The organism is Pseudomonas sp. 05L36, from assembly GCF_056398125.1.
On the sequence record NZ_JBFTOU010000003.1, the window covers coordinates 150,392 to 170,025 of the forward strand.

At 58.4% G+C, this 19,634-nt stretch carries 23 protein-coding genes; 14 read left to right on the forward strand and 9 right to left on the reverse strand.

What is annotated here, in order from left to right; all coding sequences use genetic code 11:
• The first annotated feature begins 100 nt into the window (after positions 1-100).
• Positions 101-622: a lactoylglutathione lyase gene (gene gloA, locus AC1DKH_RS04400; protein ID WP_477787183.1), complete on the forward strand. Its 522-nt coding sequence runs from the start codon at positions 101-103 to the stop codon at positions 620-622.
• Between the two features lie 133 nt (positions 623-755).
• Here the strand turns inward: gloA and ahpF are convergent, their stop codons facing one another.
• The 3 genes from ahpF to AC1DKH_RS04415 all read right to left on the reverse strand — a co-directional run bounded on the left by ahpF (position 756) and on the right by AC1DKH_RS04415 (position 4,086).
• A complete protein-coding gene (gene ahpF, locus AC1DKH_RS04405) occupies positions 756-2,318 on the reverse strand; it encodes an alkyl hydroperoxide reductase subunit F (protein WP_477797535.1) in 1,563 nt (520 codons plus the stop codon).
• Between the two features lie 127 nt (positions 2,319-2,445).
• Positions 2,446-3,009 (reverse strand): alkyl hydroperoxide reductase subunit C, encoded by a 564-nt coding sequence (ahpC, locus tag AC1DKH_RS04410; RefSeq protein ID WP_007975937.1) that lies wholly within the window; start codon positions 3,007-3,009, stop codon positions 2,446-2,448.
• Between the two features lie 138 nt (positions 3,010-3,147).
• A complete protein-coding gene (locus tag AC1DKH_RS04415) occupies positions 3,148-4,086 on the reverse strand; it encodes a site-specific integrase (protein WP_477755296.1) in 939 nt (312 codons plus the stop codon).
• 178 nt (positions 4,087-4,264) lie between these two features.
• On the opposite strand from AC1DKH_RS04415, the gene AC1DKH_RS04420 reads away from it, so the two are divergent.
• Positions 4,265-5,275, forward strand: coding sequence for a DNA-binding protein (locus AC1DKH_RS04420; RefSeq protein ID WP_477797536.1), 1,011 nt, complete (start codon positions 4,265-4,267; stop codon positions 5,273-5,275).
• On the opposite strand, the gene gorA is transcribed toward AC1DKH_RS04420, so the two are convergent.
• The 3 genes from gorA to galU all read right to left on the reverse strand — a co-directional run bounded on the left by gorA (position 5,272) and on the right by galU (position 9,431).
• Positions 5,272-6,630 (reverse strand): glutathione-disulfide reductase, encoded by a 1,359-nt coding sequence (gene gorA / locus AC1DKH_RS04425; RefSeq protein WP_477797537.1) that lies wholly within the window; start codon positions 6,628-6,630, stop codon positions 5,272-5,274. The genes AC1DKH_RS04420 and gorA overlap by 4 nt on opposite strands.
• Positions 6,631-6,737: 107 nt before the next feature.
• Positions 6,738-8,252: an MFS transporter gene (locus AC1DKH_RS04430; protein WP_477797538.1), complete on the reverse strand. Its 1,515-nt coding sequence runs from the start codon at positions 8,250-8,252 to the stop codon at positions 6,738-6,740.
• 339 nt (positions 8,253-8,591) lie between these two features.
• Positions 8,592-9,431 carry a UTP--glucose-1-phosphate uridylyltransferase GalU gene (galU, locus tag AC1DKH_RS04435; RefSeq protein WP_093220174.1) on the reverse strand — a complete coding sequence of 280 codons (840 nt, stop codon included), beginning with the start codon at positions 9,429-9,431 and terminating at the stop codon, positions 8,592-8,594.
• Positions 9,432-9,703: 272 nt separating this feature from the next.
• On the opposite strand from galU, the gene AC1DKH_RS04440 reads away from it, so the two are divergent.
• The gene (locus AC1DKH_RS04440) at positions 9,704-9,892 is read left to right on the forward strand and encodes a hypothetical protein (protein ID WP_477756506.1); all 189 of its coding nucleotides are present in this window, start codon (positions 9,704-9,706) and stop codon (positions 9,890-9,892) included.
• 136 nt (positions 9,893-10,028) lie between these two features.
• Positions 10,029-10,331: a hypothetical protein gene (locus tag AC1DKH_RS04445; RefSeq protein ID WP_477756505.1), complete on the forward strand. Its 303-nt coding sequence runs from the start codon at positions 10,029-10,031 to the stop codon at positions 10,329-10,331.
• On the opposite strand, the gene AC1DKH_RS04450 is transcribed toward AC1DKH_RS04445, so the two are convergent.
• Both AC1DKH_RS04450 and AC1DKH_RS04455 read right to left on the reverse strand, forming a co-directional pair.
• Positions 10,322-10,552, reverse strand: coding sequence for a hypothetical protein (locus tag AC1DKH_RS04450; RefSeq protein ID WP_046038394.1), 231 nt, complete (start codon positions 10,550-10,552; stop codon positions 10,322-10,324). The genes AC1DKH_RS04445 and AC1DKH_RS04450 overlap by 10 nt on opposite strands.
• A 72-nt stretch (positions 10,553-10,624) precedes the next feature.
• Positions 10,625-10,981 carry a hypothetical protein gene (locus AC1DKH_RS04455; protein WP_218430727.1) on the reverse strand — a complete coding sequence of 119 codons (357 nt, stop codon included), beginning with the start codon at positions 10,979-10,981 and terminating at the stop codon, positions 10,625-10,627.
• 201 nt (positions 10,982-11,182) lie between these two features.
• Here AC1DKH_RS04455 and AC1DKH_RS04460 point away from each other — a divergent pair, with 201 nt between their 5' ends.
• The 5 genes from AC1DKH_RS04460 to ada all read left to right on the forward strand — a co-directional run bounded on the left by AC1DKH_RS04460 (position 11,183) and on the right by ada (position 14,334).
• The gene (locus tag AC1DKH_RS04460) at positions 11,183-11,485 is read left to right on the forward strand and encodes a DUF1883 domain-containing protein (RefSeq protein WP_007912251.1); all 303 of its coding nucleotides are present in this window, start codon (positions 11,183-11,185) and stop codon (positions 11,483-11,485) included.
• 37 nt (positions 11,486-11,522) lie between these two features.
• On the forward strand, positions 11,523-11,690 hold the full coding sequence (locus AC1DKH_RS04465) for a hypothetical protein (protein ID WP_477797539.1): 168 nt from the start codon (positions 11,523-11,525) through the stop codon (positions 11,688-11,690).
• 117 nt (positions 11,691-11,807) lie between these two features.
• Complete coding sequence (locus tag AC1DKH_RS04470; RefSeq protein WP_477797540.1) at positions 11,808-12,512, forward strand: 2OG-Fe(II) oxygenase; 705 nt, start codon at positions 11,808-11,810, stop codon at positions 12,510-12,512.
• A complete protein-coding gene (gene alkB / locus AC1DKH_RS04475; protein ID WP_477797541.1) occupies positions 12,502-13,182 on the forward strand; it encodes a DNA oxidative demethylase AlkB in 681 nt (226 codons plus the stop codon). Before AC1DKH_RS04470 ends, alkB begins: the two co-directional genes overlap by 11 nt.
• An 87-nt stretch (positions 13,183-13,269) precedes the next feature.
• Positions 13,270-14,334, forward strand: coding sequence for a bifunctional DNA-binding transcriptional regulator/O6-methylguanine-DNA methyltransferase Ada (gene ada / locus AC1DKH_RS04480; RefSeq protein ID WP_477762041.1), 1,065 nt, complete (start codon positions 13,270-13,272; stop codon positions 14,332-14,334).
• On the opposite strand, the gene acuI is transcribed toward ada, so the two are convergent.
• Complete coding sequence (gene acuI / locus AC1DKH_RS04485) at positions 14,335-15,318, reverse strand: acrylyl-CoA reductase (NADPH) (protein ID WP_477797542.1); 984 nt, start codon at positions 15,316-15,318, stop codon at positions 14,335-14,337. It lies immediately after the preceding gene.
• 267 nt (positions 15,319-15,585) lie between these two features.
• On the opposite strand from acuI, the gene AC1DKH_RS04490 reads away from it, so the two are divergent.
• The 5 genes from AC1DKH_RS04490 (at position 15,586) to AC1DKH_RS04510 (ending at position 19,630) form a co-directional block, all read left to right on the forward strand.
• Positions 15,586-16,653, forward strand: a complete 1,068-nt coding sequence (locus tag AC1DKH_RS04490) for an NAD(P)H-dependent flavin oxidoreductase (RefSeq protein ID WP_477797543.1) — start codon at positions 15,586-15,588, stop codon at positions 16,651-16,653.
• Between the two features lie 122 nt (positions 16,654-16,775).
• A complete protein-coding gene (gene modA / locus AC1DKH_RS04495; RefSeq protein ID WP_477797544.1) occupies positions 16,776-17,543 on the forward strand; it encodes a molybdate ABC transporter substrate-binding protein in 768 nt (255 codons plus the stop codon).
• Positions 17,544-18,224: a molybdate ABC transporter permease subunit gene (gene modB, locus AC1DKH_RS04500; protein ID WP_477797545.1), complete on the forward strand. Its 681-nt coding sequence runs from the start codon at positions 17,544-17,546 to the stop codon at positions 18,222-18,224.
• Between the two features lie 3 nt (positions 18,225-18,227).
• Positions 18,228-19,307 carry a molybdenum ABC transporter ATP-binding protein gene (modC, locus tag AC1DKH_RS04505; protein ID WP_477755541.1) on the forward strand — a complete coding sequence of 360 codons (1,080 nt, stop codon included), beginning with the start codon at positions 18,228-18,230 and terminating at the stop codon, positions 19,305-19,307.
• A 101-nt stretch (positions 19,308-19,408) separates the two neighbouring features.
• Complete coding sequence (locus tag AC1DKH_RS04510; RefSeq protein ID WP_477755540.1) at positions 19,409-19,630, forward strand: hypothetical protein; 222 nt, start codon at positions 19,409-19,411, stop codon at positions 19,628-19,630.
• Positions 19,631-19,634: the final 4 nt, after the last annotated feature.

The window sequence follows — 19,634 nt, forward strand, 5'->3', positions numbered from 1 at the left end:
CCGGCTGTCAGGCAATAGCCGACTGTTTGGGTTTGGTGATGTCCGAGCCCTTGCGTATCATTGTCGCCATTCGTTAGCCCACATATTTCCCGGAGGGCCCATGAGCCTGCACGAATTGAACACCTTCCCCGGCGTCACCGCCCAACCGGACGCCGCCACGCAGAAGTTTGTCTTCAACCACACCATGCTGCGGGTCAAGGACATCACCAAGTCCCTGGATTTCTACACACGCATTCTGGGCTTTACGCTGGTGGAAAAACGCGACTTCCCGGAAGCCGAGTTCAGTCTGTATTTCCTGGCGCTGGTCGACAAAAACCAGATCCCGGCCGATGCCGTCGCGCGCACCGAGTGGATGAAATCGATCCCCGGCATCCTGGAGCTGACCCACAACCATGGCACCGAGAACGATCCGGATTTCGCCTACCATAATGGCAACACCGACCCCCGCGGTTTCGGCCATATCTGCATCTCGGTACCGGACATCGTCGCCGCGTGCGAGCGCTTTGAAGCACTGGGCTGCGATTTCCAGAAACGCTTGAGCGATGGTCGTATGAAGAGCCTGGCGTTCATCAAGGACCCGGACGCCTACTGGGTCGAGATCATTCAGCCGGCACCGCTGTAAAGCAAAAACAAAAGATCGCAGCCTGCGGCAGCTCCTACAGAGATCGGTGTAGGAGCTGCCGCAGGCTGCGATCTTTTGATCCATAAAAAACCCCATGATCACTCATGGGGTTTTTTATTTTCAGCGCCAGGATTCATGCCGGGGCGGAAGTCCGGATCAAGTGATCGAAGGCACTCAGGGAAGCCTTGGCGCCCTCGCCCACTGCGATCACGATTTGCTTGTATGGCACGGTGGTCACATCGCCGGCGGCGAACACACCCGGCACCGACGTTTCACCGCGAGCATCGACGATGATCTCGCCACGGGGTGACAACTCAATGGTGCCTTTGAGCCAATCGGTGTTGGGCAGCAGACCGATCTGCACAAAGATTCCTTCCAGTTCCACACTGCGCAACTCGTCGCTCTGACGATCCTTGTAGCGCAGGCCGTTGACCTTCTGACCGTCGCCGGTGACTTCAGTGGTTTGAGCACTGGTGATCACGGTGACGTTCGGCAGGCTGTGCAACTTGCGCTGCAATACCGCATCGGCACGCAGCTGCACATCGAACTCCAGCAGCGTGACATGGGACACGATACCGGCCAGATCGATGGCCGCTTCGACGCCGGAGTTACCGCCGCCAATCACCGCCACGCGCTTGCCCTTGAACAGCGGGCCGTCACAGTGCGGGCAGTACGCCACGCCTTTGTTGCGGTATTGCTGCTCGCCCGGAACGTTCATTTCACGCCACCGTGCGCCGGTCGCCAGAATTAAGGTCTTGGCCTTGAGCTTCGCGCCGCTGGCGAAGTGGACTTCGTGCAACTCACCCTCTTTGCCAGTGATCAATTTGTCTGCGCGTTGCAAATTCATGATATCCACGTCGTACTGTTTGACGTGCTCCTCCAGGGCCACGGCCAGCTTCGGCCCTTCGGTTTCCTGCACCGAGATAAAGTTCTCGATGGCCATGGTGTCGAGCACCTGCCCACCAAAGCGTTCGGCCGCGACACCGGTACGGATGCCTTTACGGGCCGCATAGATCGCCGCCGAAGCACCGGCTGGCCCACCGCCGACCACCAGCACATCAAAAGCGTCTTTGGCGCTGATCTTCTCGGCCTGGCGCTCGATACCGCTGGTGTCGATTTTGGCGAGGATTTCTTCCAGACCCATGCGGCCTTGACCGAAGTTCACACCATTGAGGTAGATACTTGGCACCGCCATGATCTGGCGCTCATCGACTTCAGCCTGGAACAGCGCGCCGTCGATGGCGACGTGGCGAATGTTCGGGTTCAGTACCGCCATCAGGTTCAGCGCCTGGACCACGTCCGGGCAGTTCTGGCAGGACAGCGAGAAGTAAGTCTCGAAGTTGAACTCGCCCTTGAGCGAGCGGATCTGTTCGATCACTTCGACACTGGCCTTGGACGGGTGACCGCCGACTTGCAGCAAGGCGAGCACCAAGGACGTGAATTCGTGGCCCATCGGGATGCCGGCGAAACGCAGGCTGATATCGGCCCCCGGGCGATTGATCGAGAACGACGGCGTGCGTGCATCATCGCCGTTGTCGAGCAAAGTAATCTGGGTGGAAAGACTGGCAACGTCTTTCAACAGTTCGAGCATTTCCTGGGATTTCGCACCGTCGTCGAGGGATGCAACGATCTCGATCGGCTGGGTGACCCGTTCCAGGTACGATTTCAACTGGGCTTTAAGATTGGTGTCCAACATACGGGCGATTTCCTTGAATTCTTGAGACAAAAAAACGCCCGAGCGAATCTCGCCCGGGCGTTTTTATTGGGCGGTGCAGCTTGCTTAGAAGGTGCGGAAGTCCGCCCTGATGAAGCGCGTCACAGACTTAGATCTTGCCGACCAGGTCCAGGGATGGTGCCAGAGTGGCCTCACCTTCTTTCCACTTGGCTGGGCAAACCTGGCCTGGGTGAGCAGCGACGTACTGGGCAGCCTTGATTTTGCGCAGCAGTTCGGAAGCGTCACGGCCTACACCGCCGTCGTTCAGTTCAACGATCTTGATCTGGCCTTCAGGGTTGATCACGAAGGTGCCACGGTCAGCCAGGCCTGCTTCTTCGATCAGCACGTCGAAGTTGCGGGAGATGGCGTGGGTCGGGTCGCCGATCATGGTGTACTGGATCTTGCCGATGGCTGGCGAAGTGTTGTGCCAGGCAGCGTGGGCAAAATGGGTGTCGGTAGAAACGCTGTAGATCTCGACGCCCAGCTTCTGGAACGCGTCGTAGTTGTCGGCCAGGTCTTCCAGCTCGGTCGGGCAGACGAAGGTGAAGTCGGCCGGGTAGAAGAACACCACAGACCACTTTCCTTTCAGGTCAGCGTCCGAGACTTTCACGAAGTCGCCATTTTTGAATGCGTCAGCTTTGAACGGTTTAACTTGGCTGTTGATGATAGGCATCGTTGACTCTCCGTCAGGGGTTAAGAAGTTGATGGAGAGAACTTTACCCACTCGACGAACGGAAGGCTCATTGGCAAACCTGATGCTGCTGATTGGCTTTCGCTATTAGCGAGCTGTATTAATAGAAGAAAACGGTATCTAGGGTGACACGGGCTTTTCTGTGATGCGCGCCATGCCGAGGAACGGACTGGCTTCGATGTAACGCATGGCTGACTTCATGTCTTTCCAGCCTACATAGCTCATCAGCGACTTCAAATCCCAACCACTTTGATGCGCCCAGGTCGCAAAGCCACGGCGCAAGGAGTGACTGGTGTAAAGCTCGCCGGCGATACCCGCCCGCGCCAACGCCTGACGCAATAACGGAATCACGCTATTGGCGTGCAATCCCTCCTCACCCAAATGCCCCCAACGGTCGATACCACGGAACACCGGCCCACGTACCAGTGCCGCCTCGGTAATCCAGTCGATATAAGCCTGCACCGGACACAAGCGTTGCAAGGCCGGCGTCTGATAGGTCTTGCCGAGGTTGTCGCGATCACTCTTGCTGCGCGGCAGATAGAGACTGATGCCGGAACCGGCGCTGGCCTGCACGTGTTCAACCTGAAGCCGGCACAACTCATCACTGCGAAAGCCGCGCCAGAAGCCCAGCAGAATCAACGCCATGTCGCGCCTGGCCCGCAGCAAACCCGGCCGGTCGCCTGCGGCCCTGGCGGTTTGCACTTCTAGCTCCAGACAACTGACCACCTGTTCCAGATGCCGAAGCTGCAAGGGTTCGGCTTGTTTTTCCTGGGCCGGGTGCAGCGCACGAATACCCTTGAATACTTTGCGCACCACCGGCGCCTTGGTGGGATCGGCAAAGCCCTGACTGTTGTGCCACTGCGCCAGCGCCGAAAGCCGCAACTTGAGCGTATTGATCGATAACACCCCGGCATGCGCCACCAGATACCGCGCCACGCTGTCGCCGGTGGCCGGCAGAAAACCACCCCATGTCACCTCAAAGTGTTCGATGGCCGCGCGATAGCTGCGGCGAGTGTTGTCGCGTGTCGCAGCCTGCAGGTAACGATCCAGCTCGGTCATGGGGTCAACTCTTGAATTCATACCGCTTTGACGGGTCAAAAACCGGTACTTGGCGTATCACACGGGGTAATACCAGTATATCCCGTGTTAATAGCATTCGGTATTTAACTTTATGGATTGAATGGTACAATGTGTATTTACGTGGTACGTACCACATCATCAAAACCCGGGAGAACTCATGGCACGCGGCGGTGTAAATAAAGCGGTGGTTCAAGCCGCTCGGTTGGCGATCCTCGCCCGCGGCGAAAACCCCAGCATCGATGCCGTACGCATCGAGATGGGCAATACCGGCTCGAAAACCACGATTCATCGCTACCTCAAGGAACTCGATGACAGGGTCGAACCTGTCGAAGCACCGACGGAACCGATTGACGACGAACTGATGGCGTTGGTGGCGCGGCTCGCACAAAGGCTCAAGGAGCAGGCGCAGGAACCCATCGACCAGGCGCGCACGCAGTACGAGGAACAACGCAAGGCGCTGGATAACCAGCTCGGCAAAGCGCAAGAGGCCAACAGCGAACTGCACCAGCAATACGAATTTCAAAGCCTGGCGCTGACCCAGGAATCCGAGGCCCTGCATGAAACCCGCGCCATTCTGCAAACGGAGCAAACCCGCAACGCCGGGCTGAACCAGGCGCTGGCCGATTTCGAATTGCGCTTGAAAGACAAGGACGAGCAGATCCGCTCCCTTGAAGAAAAACACCTGCACACTCGCGACGCACTGGAGCACTACCGCAATGCGGTCAAGGAACAGCGCGAACAGGAAATGAGTCGCCACGAAGGCCAGGTGCAACAGCTACAGATGGAACTGCGCCAGGCACAACAAAGCGCGCTGGTACGCCAGGATGAAATCACCCAATTGCACCGCGACAATGAACGCTTGCTGACTGAAAACCGCGGCACGCTGCGCGAACTGAGCCTGCTGCAAGAACAGCTCAAGCAAAGCAATAGCCGTCAGGATCAGTTGCTGGAACAAACCACCCGCGTCGACGGCGAGCGCACCCTCCTCCAGGAACGCCTGCGCGTCGCCCTGCTGGAAAGCCAGGCACTCAAACAGAACGTCGATGAGCAGTCGCAGCTCAACAGGTCACTGGAAATGGATTTGGCCAAGACCCGGACGGATCTGGAAGAACGCGTGCGTCTGGCCGCGACCCTTGCGGCAGCGGCAGACGCAGCGAAGGACGCTTAACCGGCGACCGGCGTACGCATGGTGACGAACTCTTCGGCGGCCGTCGGGTGCACGCCGATGGTTTCGTCGAAGTCACGCTTGGTGGCGCCGGCCTTCAAGGCAATCGCCAGGCCCTGGACGATTTCACCGGCGTCCGGACCGACCATGTGGCAACCCAACACCTTGTCGGTCGTGGTGTCCACCACCAGCTTCATCAGCGTGCGCTCCTGGCATTCGGTCAGGGTCAGCTTCATCGGCCGGAAGCGGCTTTCGAAGACCTGCACGTCGTGGCCGGCTTCGCGGGCCTCTTCTTCGGTCAGACCGACGGTGCCAATGTTTGGCAGGCTGAACACCGCCGTCGGGATCATCTTGTAATCCACCGGACGATACTGCTCGGGCTTGAACAGGCGTCGCGCCACCGCCATGCCTTCAGCCAGTGCAACCGGTGTCAGTTGAACACGGCCGATCACATCGCCCAGCGCCAGGATCGACGGCTCGGCGGTTTGATACAACTCATCGACCTCGACAAAGCCTTTCCTGTCGAGTTTGACCCCCGTGTTTTCCAGCCCGAGATTGTCCAGCATCGGACGACGACCCGTGGCGTAGAACACGCAATCGGTTTCCAGTTGGCGACCATCCTTGAGCGTGACTTTCAGGCTGCCGTCGGCCTGTTTGTCGATGCGCTCGATGTCCGCGTTGAATTGCAGGTCCATGCCGCGCTTGGTCAATTCTTCCTGCAAATGCTTGCGCACAGAGCCATCAAAGCCGCGCAGGAACAGTTCGCCGCGATACAGCAACGTGGTCTCGGCGCCCAGCCCGTGGAAGATCCCGGCGAACTCGACCGCAATGTAGCCACCACCCACCACCAACACTCGCTTGGGCAACTCTTTAAGGAAGAATGCCTGGTTGGAACTGATGGCATGCTCGTGCCCCGGAATCTCCGGAATCTGCGGCCAGCCGCCGGTGGCGATCAGGATGTTCTTGGCGGTAAAGCGCTCGCCATTGATCTCGACCTGATGCGGATCGACGATCTTCGCGTGACCTTCATGCAAGGTCACGCCACTGTTGACCAGCAGGTTGCGATAAATGCCATTGAGGCGATTGATCTCGCGGTCCTTGTTGGCGATCAGCGCCGCCCAGTCGAACTGCGCTTCATCCAGGCTCCAGCCAAAACCGGAAGCCTGCTCGAAGTCTTCGGCGAAGTGCGCACCGTAGACCAGCAATTTTTTCGGCACGCAGCCGACATTCACACAGGTCCCGCCCAGGTAGCGGCTCTCGGCCACGGCCACTTTCGCGCCGAACCCGGCGGCAAACCGCGCCGCCCGCACACCGCCGGAACCGGCACCAATCACATATAGGTCAAAATCGTAGGCCATTTTCAATCTCCTCGGCAGGCCAACAGCATACCTGCGGACGGCCGCTGAGCAAGCATTGTGCTGAAATGCTCAGGCCGTGTGATGCGCGGCCCAATCTTCGTTTTCGATCAATGCCCCTCTGCGGATTGCGTTTTCGGTGCCCGCAGAGTGCGCCAAGCAATCAAAATCGCCATGAGTGCCAAGCCGAACGTCACCCACGAAACCAAACCGATCCCACCTTCGAATGCCCTTCCCGCCTGCGCCATCAATTCCCTTGCTTGATCACCCGACAAGTCTGCCGCCACATGATAGGCGCCAGACAGCGTCTCACTCGCCAGCATCATCTGCACTTCGCTCAGGAACCCCGGAAGCTGCAATGCGCCGCGATAGTAGGCGGTGACGACACCGCCGAGCACTGTCGTCCCCAAAACTACGCCCACTTCATAGGCCGTTTCGCTAATGGCCGACGCGGCGCCCGCCTTTGCCAGTGGTGCGGCTGACAAAATCCCATCATTGGACACCGTCGCGATCGCGCCCACGCCGATGTTCAGCAAGGCAAAAGCCACCACTAGAACGGTCAGGCTACTGCCCATGCTGGCAACCAGCAAAAACGCTGCGCCAGCAAACGCCATCAAAATCGGTATCAGCACATGCACCTGTAATCGCCGTGCGACAGGCACGACCGCCATCCCCACTACAATCGCCATGACCTGACCAGGAATCAACGCGAGGCTAGCACTCAAGGGCGACATCTGAAGAACGATCTGCAGGAACTGAGTGGCAAAGAATACGAAACCGACGAGAAACGCGAGACTCATCAAATTGATCGCGACAGAGCCGCTAAAGGTGCCACCGCGGAACAGACTCAGGTCCATCAGCGGCACTGGCAGACGTAACTGTCGACACACAAACATCCAGCCCGCAACTGCGCCTACTGCAAATGCTGTCAGCGCCATCCAGTCGAAACCATTACTGGCACTGTGTTTAATGCCATAAACAATGGCACCAAGAGCTACCATCGATTGCAGGATGCTTATCGGATCCAACGGTCCTGAAGCATCTCGCTCGGATTCGGGCAACAACAGTGGCCCCAACACCAGCAGTGGCACCAACACGGGCACCGCCAACAGGAAAATCGACCCCCAACTGAAGAATTCCAGCAACACCCCACCCACCAAAGGACCGAGGGCCGAGCCGACCGTCAACGTCGTTGCCCAGATCGCGACTGCCAGTCTGCGCTCTTCTCGATCCTCGAACACCGAACGTATCAACGCCAGCGTTGAGGGCATCAGCATTGCACCGAAAACGCCCATACAAGCTCGCCCGGCAATCAGTTGCGCGGCGGTATCGGAATACGCGGTTAGCACCGACACAATCGCAAAACCCAAGGACCCGACCAGCAACAACTTACGATGACCGACTCGATCTCCCAGACTACCCATCGACACCAGCAACCCCGCCAATACCAGCGAATAAGCATCGATCATCCACAACTGCTGGCTAGCACTCGGACGCAGGGCCTCGGCAATTTTTGGTAACGCGAATCCAAGCACCGTATTGTCAACTGTCACCAGCAATACCGGGAGCATCAGTACGCTTAGAGCCAACCACCGTTTTAGGGTCACGCTTCCTGTTAACGCCATTCACGAAGCTCCATTTCCTCATAAAACCTCAGCGACTTTAAGCGCGTCCTTGACGTGACATTAGTCACGCAGTGCAAACCGGCTCTGGTATATCCCATTTAATACAGAGGTTTTTAGCCACAACAATCATCGTTTGCGCCGGCAATTAACAAATCAGAATTTTCTTTCGCAACTCCTAGCGATGGATGTCAGGCGATACCTACCTTCTCGTTCCCCTGCGTACCTGAGCCCGCACAAAAGCAAACGCCCCGAACAAGTCGGGGCGTTTGCCTGGGCCTTCATCTGTTTGTTGTTACACAACCTGAGAAGGTGAATTCAATACAAGCAGCTCAAGCGCTATCAGTAAGCCTTGCCCGTCTTGTAGAAGTTCTCGAAGCAGAAGTTGGTCGCGTCGATGTAGCCTTCGGCGCCACCGCAGTCGAAACGCTTGCCCTTGAACTTGTAGGCAATCACGCAACCATCCTGCGCCTGTTTCATCAGGGCGTCAGTGATCTGGATCTCGCCACCTTTGCCTGGGTCGGTTTGTTCGATCAGGCTGAAGATGTCCGGCGTCATGATGTAGCGACCGATGATCGCCAGGTTCGACGGGGCATCTTCCGGCTTTGGCTTCTCGACCATGTTGCGCACGCGGTACAGGTCGTCACCAATCAGGTCGCCGGCAATCACACCGTACTTGCTGGTTTCTTGCGGGTCGACTTCCATGATCGCGACGATGGTGCAGCGATACTGCTTGTACAGCTTGACCATCTGCTTCAGTACGCCGTCACCTTCCAGGTTGACGCACAGGTCATCCGCCAACACCACGGCGAACGGCTCGTCGCCGATCAGTGGACGACCGGTCAGGATCGCGTGACCCAAACCTTTCATTTCAGTCTGGCGAGTGTAGGAGAACGAGCACTCATCCAACAGGCGGCGGATGCCGACCAGGTATTTTTCCTTGTCGGTGCCCTTGATCTGGTTTTCCAGCTCGTAGCTGATGTCGAAGTGGTCTTCCAGGGCGCGCTTGCCGCGACCGGTGACGATGGAGATTTCGTTCAAGCCAGCGTCCAGTGCTTCTTCAACGCCGTACTGGATCAGTGGCTTGTTCACCACCGGCAGCATTTCTTTAGGCATGGCTTTAGTCGCTGGCAGGAAGCGAGTACCGTAGCCGGCTGCTGGGAACAAGCATTTCTTGATCATATAAGTCCTTGTAAGGGCTGTGCGTGTACGAGTTTCGGCGCAGTCTAATCAGGCGGCGTGCACCTTACAATGCCCCCGCGCTGGCTAACCGATGCCAACATAGAGAAATAAACTTGCCGATAGTTCCCTGCGCAAGCCCTTATGCATAGCAGAGACTTGCGCAATTGCACGGCTTTCAACCGCCAGGAACGAAGCACCATACGCCCTTCGGCACCCGTTGAGTGCGTTTGGCGGTATCATGGCGCGATTGAACCAGACAACGAGGCAAATAGATGTCGGCAGTAAAAAGCGTCAACGGATTCCTGATCAATCAGGTGAAAGACGGTCAATGGTGGGTAGCCAGTGTCGCCGGTGAAAATATCGCCGGACCTTTCCCTTCCGAAGCCCTGGCAATCGAAGTGGCCTCGGTGCTGGAGCTTGAGCACCCGGAGCCCAAGCGACGTGGCAAGGACAATAGCTGATCGACGTCCAATGCGAATAGCCCTGCCATTGCGCAGGGCTTTTTTATGAATGCATGCAATAACGTGGCGTTTGGCTATAACCTTTTGCCTGCGGCGCTGTCTCAGCCTTAGCCCCTCCCCTGATGATGATCAAGCCATGAACAAAATTTTGCCTTTGCTAGCGGTATTGGCCCTGAGCGGCTGCGCAACGTCGGAAGAAACCTACCTGGGCAACGGAGAACAAGGCCTATCGATTGATTGCTCCGGGGAAGCCAATTCCTGGGCTGCGTGCTACGAAAAGGCCGATGCGTCCTGTGCCGGCACCGGCTACAAGATTGTCGGAACCGATGGTACGCCCTCGCTCAAGGAGAGCGACAAGACCCTCGGCGCCGATATCGGCAACTACAAGAGCCGCAGTGTCGTGGTGGTCTGCAAAGAAGGCGCTCGGCCCTACAGATGAATTTCGGCGAACTTGATCCCAAGTCCACGCACGGTATCGATCAAATCATCAAGGCGACTGAAAGACTCGACTTCATCATTGTCATCCACCAGGAAATAGCTGCGCCCGGCGCTTTTCTTGAAAAACACGATCCATTCCCCCAGCTCCGCCGGATTCTGAATCACATGAGTGGCAGAGATTAAACCCTCTGCATGGCGCTCCCGGACCTGCTCTCGCTTCATGTTCGACTCCAGAAATGACGATGCCGCCAAAGCATGGCTTTGGCGGCATCGGTGCTGATCGTCGACAGTCTATCAGCCGGAAATGCACTCGTTGGCAGCATTCTGTACGTCCATTGGACGCACCGGGACATTGGACATGCTCTCGTGCAGCTTGATGCTGCTGCCACCCGAACGCTCTTCAATGTCGAATACGGCAGACGGGCCCGAGGAATACTTGAGTGGCACGATGACACGCAACCCGTCCTTGTGCGGCTCGATTTGCAAGGCGCCACGACTGTCGGCCAGTTTTTCGCTCAGGCATTGCGCATATTCATGGGGTTTCTTGCCAGAAATCACGTTCATGGTCGGCAGCGACTCGTTGATTTCCGAGACGTTCGCACAACCACTCACCAATACCGCCAGCGAAAGAACCAAAAAACCCCACTTCATACAAAACCTCCGATAAAGAGGCTCGGACAGCGCAGATGCGTTTTTTCTCCGAGACAAACTGCTTTATCGCTCATCAAACGTGAAATTAGCGTTTTTAATTGTCAAAGTGGCCGGATAATAAGCCCTTCGGGCTGATAAACTGCGCCAATCGCCCATGCTATCGTTTTGATTTTGTAGAAAAAGCCCTTCTGGAGGCGCCTCATGAAATTTATCCATCAGCGCGAGCACCTCAATGAAGACGACATTGTCGTCATTCAATGCTCCCAAATGTGCAACATCCGCTTGATGAACGACGCCAACTTCCGCAGCTTCAAGAATGGCGGTCGTCACACCTATCACGGCGGCGCATTCGACACGTTTCCGGCCCGCATCACCGCTCCCAGCACCGGTTTCTGGAACATCACGATCGACACCGTCAACCGCCGCGCTATCAGCGTGACGCGCAAACCCACCCTGACCCACTCGATCAAAATCATTCGCCGTTCCAGCACGAAACTGAGCTGATCAGCGAACCCGAAACACAAGACAGGCAGATACAACCGTGGCCCAAACGACCAAGTACGTCATCAAATACAAACTCAACGGTGAGCGCCGCTTCGAGTTTGCCCAGCTTGAAAACGGCACCCCGGAAGAAGCCAAAGAGGCGCTGGATGCCCTTCATGGACAGGACGACGTCATCAGCGAAATCAGCGTCAGCAAAGCGCTGTAACGCGATCCGGAGCGACAATGGACGTCAGCTCCCACTCGCAATTCGACCGCAAGCACCGGAGTGCCTGCTTCATCCTTGCCATGCAGACTGGCCACCTCAACAACAAGAGGCCCGGCAATGAGCGAGCAATATCTGGACAGGCTGGACTGGCCCCGGCTGGAACAGCAACTTGATCAGGACGGTTACGCCGTCATCCCGTCACTGTTGAGCCACAAGGCTTGTGATCAGGTCAGCGCCTTGTACCCTCGAACCGAGCCCTTTCGCTCGCACGTGGTGATGGCTCGTCACGGGTTCGGCCGCGGCGAATACAAGTATTTCAACTACCCGTTGCCGGAATTGGCGGCCCGCTTGCGCAGTGCGCTCTACCCGCGCCTGGTGCCCATCGCCAATCGCTGGCAGGAACAAATGGGTTTGCCCGAGCGTTTTCCTGAAACCCATCAAGCCTTCCTCGAACGCTGTCATGCCGCTGGTCAGAACCGTCCGACACCGTTATTGCTGCAATATGGTCCGCAGGACTACAACTGTTTGCATCAGGATTTATACGGTGAGCATGTTTTCCCACTGCAAGTAGCGATTCTGCTGTCGGAACCCGATGAAGACTTCACCGGTGGCGAGTTTGTCCTGACCGAACAGCGCCCGCGAATGCAGTCACGCCCGATGGTCATCAGCCTGAAGAAAGGCGACGGGTTGATCTTTGCCGTCAACCAGCGGCCGGTCAAAGGCGTTCGCGGTTACTATCGCGTGACCCTGCGCCACGGCGTGAGTCGCCTGCACAGCGGCAAACGGCATACCCTTGGAATCATCTTTCACGATGCGTCATGAACCCATGAATCCGCTGACTTTCGATCTGTTTGCCGATGCAGAGCCCGAGCAACAGCCCAGGCGCGAGCAGATTGGTGAACAGTCCTACGTACTTAGAGGCTTCGCCCTGCCCTGGCTGGAGTGTTTGCTGCCTGCCTTGGAAGAAGTGCTGGCGGCTGCGCCGTTTCGGCAGATGGTCACGCCCGGCGGCTTTACCATGTCGGTCGCCCTGAGCAGTTGTGGCACATTCGGCTGGACCACTGACCGCAGCGGTTATCGGTACACCCGCGACGATCCACAGACCGGCCGGCCCTGGCCAATGATGCCCGAGGTGTTTCTGCAACTGGCACAAGCGGCGGCGCAGGTAGTGGGTTTCGCCGATTTTGCCCCGGATTCCTGCCTGATCAACCGCTACATCCCCGGGGCAAAAATGTCATTGCATCAAGACAAGGACGAACATTCCTACGCAGCCCCCATCGTTTCGGTATCCCTGGGCTTACCGGCGATGTTCCTGTTCGGTGGCTTTGCACGCGGCGATAAAAGCCAGCGCATCCCCCTGCTGCATGGCGACATCGTCGTCTGGGGTGGCGTGGATCGCCTGCGTTATCACGGCGTGTTGCCGATCAAGGACGGCCATCACCCGAGACTGGGCGAGCAACGCATCAACTTCACCTTCCGCACCGCCAGATAAAGACTTCGAATTTGACCGCAAGCGCCGGAGTGTGTGGGAATTGCCCCATGGTTAATGTGCAGGCAACCCCTCAATGGACGTGACGCCATGACTACCCAATCGACCAAGATCTCCATCGAAAACGATCCGCGCTGGGCCGCCGTGGTCGCGCGCGACCCCAAGGCTGACGGGCAGTTTGTCTATGCCGTGAAGACCACAGGCATCTATTGCAACCCCAGCAGCCTCGCGCGCTTGCCCAAGCCGCAGAACGTCGAATTCTTCGATAGCGCCGAACAGGCCCGGGCCGCGGGTTATCGTCCGAGCAAACGCGCGACAAAGGATCAGAGCGAACTCGCCGCGCAACATGCCGCCACCGTGGCCGCCGCGTGCCGCCAGATCGAAACCGCCGAAACGCTGCCTGCCCTGGGCGAATTGGCCGAGGCGGCGGGCCTGAGCAGCTTTCACTTCCATCGTGTGTTCAAAGCCGTCACCGGCCTGACGCCCAAGGGCTACGCCGATGCCCATCGTTCACGCAAGGTACGCGAGCGACTGGCAGACGGCGGCTCGGTGACCGATGCCCTGTATGACGCCGGCTTCAACTCCAACAGCCGGTTTTATGAAGCGGCAGACCAACTGCTGGGAATGAAACCCGGGGACTACCGCGCCGCCGGTCAAAACAACGACATTCGTTTTGCCGTCGGCCAGTGTTCGCTGGGCGCGATTCTGGTGGCGCAGAGTGAGCGCGGGGTCTGCGCGATCCTGCTCGGCGATGATCCGCACCAACTGGTTTGTGATCTGCAAGACAAGTTTCGGCGCGCCAACCTGATTGGTGCTGACCAGAAGTTCGAGGCGTTGATTGCCAGGGTCGTCGGCTTTATTGAGGCGCCGGCCATTGGCCTTGATTTGCCATTGGACGTGCGCGGCACCGCATTTCAGGAAAGGGTCTGGCAAGCGCTGCGGGAGATCCCTGCCGGAAGCACGGCGAGCTACGCCGACATCGCCCTACGCATCGGTTCGCCGAAAGCCGTTCGCGCCGTGGCTCAAGCGTGCGGCGCGAACAGCCTGGCCGTGGCGATCCCTTGCCATCGCGTGGTGCGCAGCGACGGCAATCTGTCGGGCTATCGCTGGGGTGTCGAGCGCAAACGGCAGTTGCTGGAGCGCGAGTCGCCGTAATCAGCGATTCACATCCACTACCACGCGCCCGCGCAACTGCCCGGCAAGCAAGCGCGGCGCGGCTTCGATGGCTTCGCTCAAGCCGATTTCGTGACTGATAAGCGGCAACAGGTTGAAATCCAGATCCTTGGCCAGGCGATTCCAGGCCTCTACGCGCTTGGCCTTGGGCTGGGTCACGCTGTTGATACCGGCCAGGGTCACGCCGCGCAAAATGAACGGCGCTACGGATGCCGGAAAGTCCATGCCTTGCGCCAGACCGCATGCCGCGACGGTGCCATTGGCCCTGGTGCTGGCGCAAGCGTTGGCCAGGGTGTGGCTGCCGACCGAGTCGATGACGGCCGCCCAACGCTCCTTGGCCAGCGGCTTGCCTGGCTCGGACAGCGTGGCGCGGTCGATGATTTCGCCAGCACCCAGTTGCTTCAGGTAGTCATGCTCCGACGTACGCCCGGTGGAGGCCACCACCCGGTAGCCGAGCTTGTTCAGCAACGCGATGGCGAAACTGCCGACGCCACCGTTGGCGCCGGTGACCAGGATTTCACCCTGTTCGGGCGTAACGCCATTGTGCTCAAGGGCCAGGATGCACAGCATGGCCGTGTAGCCCGCCGTACCGATGGCCATCGCCTGGGCAGCGGTGAATGCCTTGGGCAGCGGAATCAGCCAGTCACCGTTCAGGCGAGCCTTCTGCGCCAATCCCCCCCAATGCCCTTCACCCACGCCCCAGCCATTGAGCAGGACCTGGTCACCGACCTTGTAGTCCGGATGCCCGCTGACTTCAACGACACCGGCCAGATCGATGCCCGGCACCATCGGGAATTTACGCACCACCGGGCTGCTGCCGGTGATCGCCAGGCCATCCTTGAAGTTCAGCGTGCTATAGGCAACGCGCACCGTGACATCGCCCTCGGGTAACTGATCGTCCTGGATCTCTTGCAGTATGGCCCGGTAACCGCTGTCGTCTTTGTCGATCAAAATACCTTTGAACATTACGGCCTCTCAATGGAATCAGTCTGGTTGGGGTACAGTGGAAATAACACATGGCAGCAGATTGGCGTACTCGACTTTAAGCCAATCTGCCAATTCCATAACTCTTCCCAAGTGATGAATCACTCCTTCGGTGGCTGAGGTCGAGGCTTCCAACGACGCTGAAGAAAGCTTGAAGTACTGAAATGACGACTGGCCTTGCGCCAGTCGTTGCGTTACAAATCCTGTTCTACCGTCCCTGCCCTGCTTCAATGTCGGAGAACACAGCACATGAACCAATGGCCAGATACCCGCATTCTTGACCTGCTCGGAATCGAACTGCCGATCATTCAGGGGCCGATGGCCGGTGCCACGAACTCGTCCATGGTGATTGCAGCCTGCAATGCCGGCGGCCTGGGCTCGATGCCAGCGGCGATGCTCAGCACCGATCAACTGCGCGAAGAGCTGAAAACCATCCGCCAACACACCCAGCGCCCGATCAACGTCAACTTCTTCTGTCATCAGCCTCCAGCCCCTGATGAACAACGCGCGCAGGACTGGAAAAACCTGCTGCAACCCTACTACCAGGAACTCGGCGCCGACTTTGATGCGCCAACACCGGTGTCCAACCGGGCGCCGTTCGATAACGCCGCCTGCGAAGTGGTCGAAGCGTTTCGCCCTGAAGTGGTGAGTTTTCACTTTGGCCTGCCGGAAAAATCCCTGCTTGACCGGGTCAAAGCCACCGGTGCGAAAGTGCTGTCCTCGGCCACCACCGTCGCAGAAGCGGTGTGGCTTGAGCAGCATGGCTGCGATGCAATCATTGCCATGGGCTACGAAGCCGGGGGCCATCGCGGGATGTTTCTCAGCGATGACCTGAGCAGTCAGGTGGGGACTTTCGCCCTGGTGCCGCAAGTCGTCGATGCGGTGAAAGTGCCGGTGATTGCCGCCGGCGGCATCGCTGACGCACGAGGCGTCGCCGCCGCCTTCATGCTGGGCGCTTCGGCAGTGCAGGTGGGTACGGCGTACCTGTTCACCCCAGAGGCCAAGGTCAGTCCGTCCCATCACAAAGCCTTGCGCACCGCCAGGGAAAGCGAGACGGCCGTCACCAACGTGTTCACCGGTCGCCCGGCCCGGGGCATCCTCAATCGGGTGATGCGTGAACTGGGGCCCATGAGCGCCAAGGCCCCGGCCTTCCCCCTTGCCGGAGGCGCGCTGATGCCTCTGCGGGCCAAAGGTGAAGCGGACTTCAGCAACCTCTGGGCCGGCCAGGCATTTACCCTCGGCGTCGATTTGACCTGCGAGGCACTGACTCGAAAGCTGGCTGAAGAAGGATTAGCGAGACTGCTAGGTCGTCCCTGAGCATCACTTGCGTTAAAATTGTATACAATTTTGTGACGATACATTCCGTTTAAAGGCAATTCGCTATATATTTTTGTACATAACGATTAACCTGCTGCAATTGCCTTTAACGGAGCCGTTTCATGACCATTCGTGCCTCACGTTTTGCCCCAGCCTGCCTGGCGAGCCTTCTCGCCGTATTCGCCTTCGGCTCAGCCCAGGCGGACGAAGTCCAGGTGGCTGTCGCCGCCAACTTCACCGCGCCTATCCAGGCCATCGCCGCTGATTTCGAAAAAGACACCGGGCATAAACTGGTCGCATCCTTTGGCGCTACCGGCCAGTTCTACACCCAGATCAAAAACGGCGCGCCGTTCGAAGTGTTCCTCTCTGCAGACGACAGCACCCCGAAAAAACTTGAAGCCGAAGGTGATACCGTCAAGGGGTCGCGCTTCACTTACGCGGTCGGCACGCTGGCACTGTGGTCAGCCAAAGAAGGCTACGTCGATGCCAAGGGCGATGTGCTGAAAAAGAACGAATACCAGCACCTGTCCATCGCCAACCCGAAAGCTGCACCGTATGGCCTGGCGGCGACCCAGGTGTTGGCCAGGGAAGGTCTGACCGACAAGGTCAAAGCGAAGATCGTTGAAGGCCAGAACATCACCCAGGCCTACCAATTCGTCTCCACCGGCAATGCCGAGTTGGGTTTTGTCGCCCTGTCGCAGATCTACAAGGACGGCAAGATCACCAGCGGTTCGGCCTGGATCGTTCCAGCCAGCCTGCACGACCCGATCAAACAGGACGCTGTGATTCTCAACAAGGGCAAGGACAACCCGGCCGCCAAGGCACTGGTTGACTACCTCAAGGGGCCGAAAGCGGTAGCTGTCATCCAGTCCTACGGTTACGAAATCTAAATGTCGCTATCGAGTGCCGATTATTCCGCCATCTGGCTGACCCTTAAACTGGCGTCCCTGACGACTGTCATCCTGCTGATTGTTGGCACTCCGATTGCGTTATGGCTCGCGCGCACCCGCTCCTGGCTGCGCGGCCCGGTCGGGGCGATTGTTGCCCTGCCCCTGGTGCTGCCGCCGACAGTGATTGGTTTTTATCTGTTGCTGGCGCTCGGCCCTCACGGGTACATCGGCCAGCTCAGCCAATCACTCGGCCTTGGCACCCTCACTTTCAGTTTTGCGGGGCTGGTCATCGGTTCGGTGTTGTATTCGATGCCGTTCGTGGTCCAGCCGCTGCAAAACGCATTTTCCGCAATCGGCACGCGCCCGCTCGAAGTGGCCGCGACGCTGCGGGCCAATCCCTGGGACACCTTTTTCAGCGTGACGCTGCCCCTCGCTCGCCCAGGTTTCATTACCGCGACCATTCTCGGCTTCGCCCACACCGTCGGCGAGTTCGGCGTAGTGTTGATGATCGGCGGCAACATTCCCGAGAAGACCCGCGTGGTCTCGGTGCAGATCTACGATCACGTCGAAGCCATGGAATATGCCCAGGCCCATTGGCTGGCCGGGGCGATGCTGATGTTCTCGTTTGTCGTCTTGCTGGCGCTGTATTCCAGCCGAAAAACCAAAGTGGGCTGGAGCTGATCGATGATTCAAATGCGCCTGAAACTACGCTACTCGAGCTTCGCCCTGGACGTCGACCTGCAACTGCCGGGGCGTGGCGTCACTGCGCTTTACGGTCACTCCGGCTCGGGCAAGACCACTTGCCTGCGCTGCATTGCCGGCCTGGAACGGGCCGATCAAGGCTTTATCCAGGTCAACGATGAAGTCTGGCAAGACAGCGAAAACAGGGTGTTCGTCGCGCCGCACAAACGCGCGCTCGGCTACGTGTTCCAGGAAGCCAGCCTGTTTCCTCATTTGTCGGTGTTGGCCAACCTGGAGTTCGGCCTCAAGCGCATCCCCAAGTCGCAGCGTCGGGTCGATATGGCCCACGCCACCGAGTTGCTGGGCATCAGCCATTTGCTGGACCGGCACCCACAACACCTTTCGGGCGGTGAGCGACAGCGCGTCGGCATGGCCCGCGCACTGCTCACCAGCCCGAAACTGCTGTTGATGGACGAGCCTCTGGCCGCGCTCGATGCCCAGCGCAAAAGTGAAATCCTGCCCTACTTGCAACGTCTGCACGACGAACTCGACATCCCGGTGCTGTACGTCAGCCACTCCCAGGATGAAGTTGCGCGGCTGGCCGACCATATCGTGTTGCTGAGCAACGGCAAAGCGCTGGCCAGCGGCCCGATCGGCCAGACCCTGGCGCGCCTCGACTTGCCGCTGGCAATGGGGGATGACGCCGGTGTGGTGATCGAAGGTCGCGTGAGCGCCTATGACGCCGACTATCAACTGCTCAGCCTGCAGTTGCCCGACACCACTCTCAACATTCGTGTGCCTCACACACCGATGGATACGGGTCAGACACTGCGCTGCAAGGTCCAGGCGCGGGATGTGAGCCTGAGCCTGCACAGTGCCGAGCAAAGCAGCATTCTCAATCGCCTGCCGGTCACGGTGGTCAGTGAAATGAATGCCGACAACGCCGCCCATGTGCTGATTCGCCTGGACGCCGCAGGCTCGCCGCTGCTTGCACGGATCACGCGTTATTCCCGCGACCAATTGAACGTCCATTCCGGTCAGCAACTCTGGGCACAAATCAAAGCGGTCGCGGTGCTGGCGTAAATCCGGCGGCACCTGAGCCGACGAATTAACCTGCCTGTTTTTTGCACGATCACCAATGGCTTCTATAGTTGATCTGTACACGAATCAGCTGCGGAGACGCCATGGAAGAGATTTTCGTAGTGAAGCGTTGCAACAGGATCATCATCCATGGCCGCCGTGCGGGTGAATATGACCACCTGCCACCGGATGCCGCGGCCTGGTACCGCATCGCCGATACCCGAACCCAAGGCTTCATCGGTGACGGCTACGATGTTGAGGAAGACGCCCAGCGCGTTTGCCGGTTGTTGAACGCTAAATCACAAGTGACAGCCCGACAAAGTTGACGGC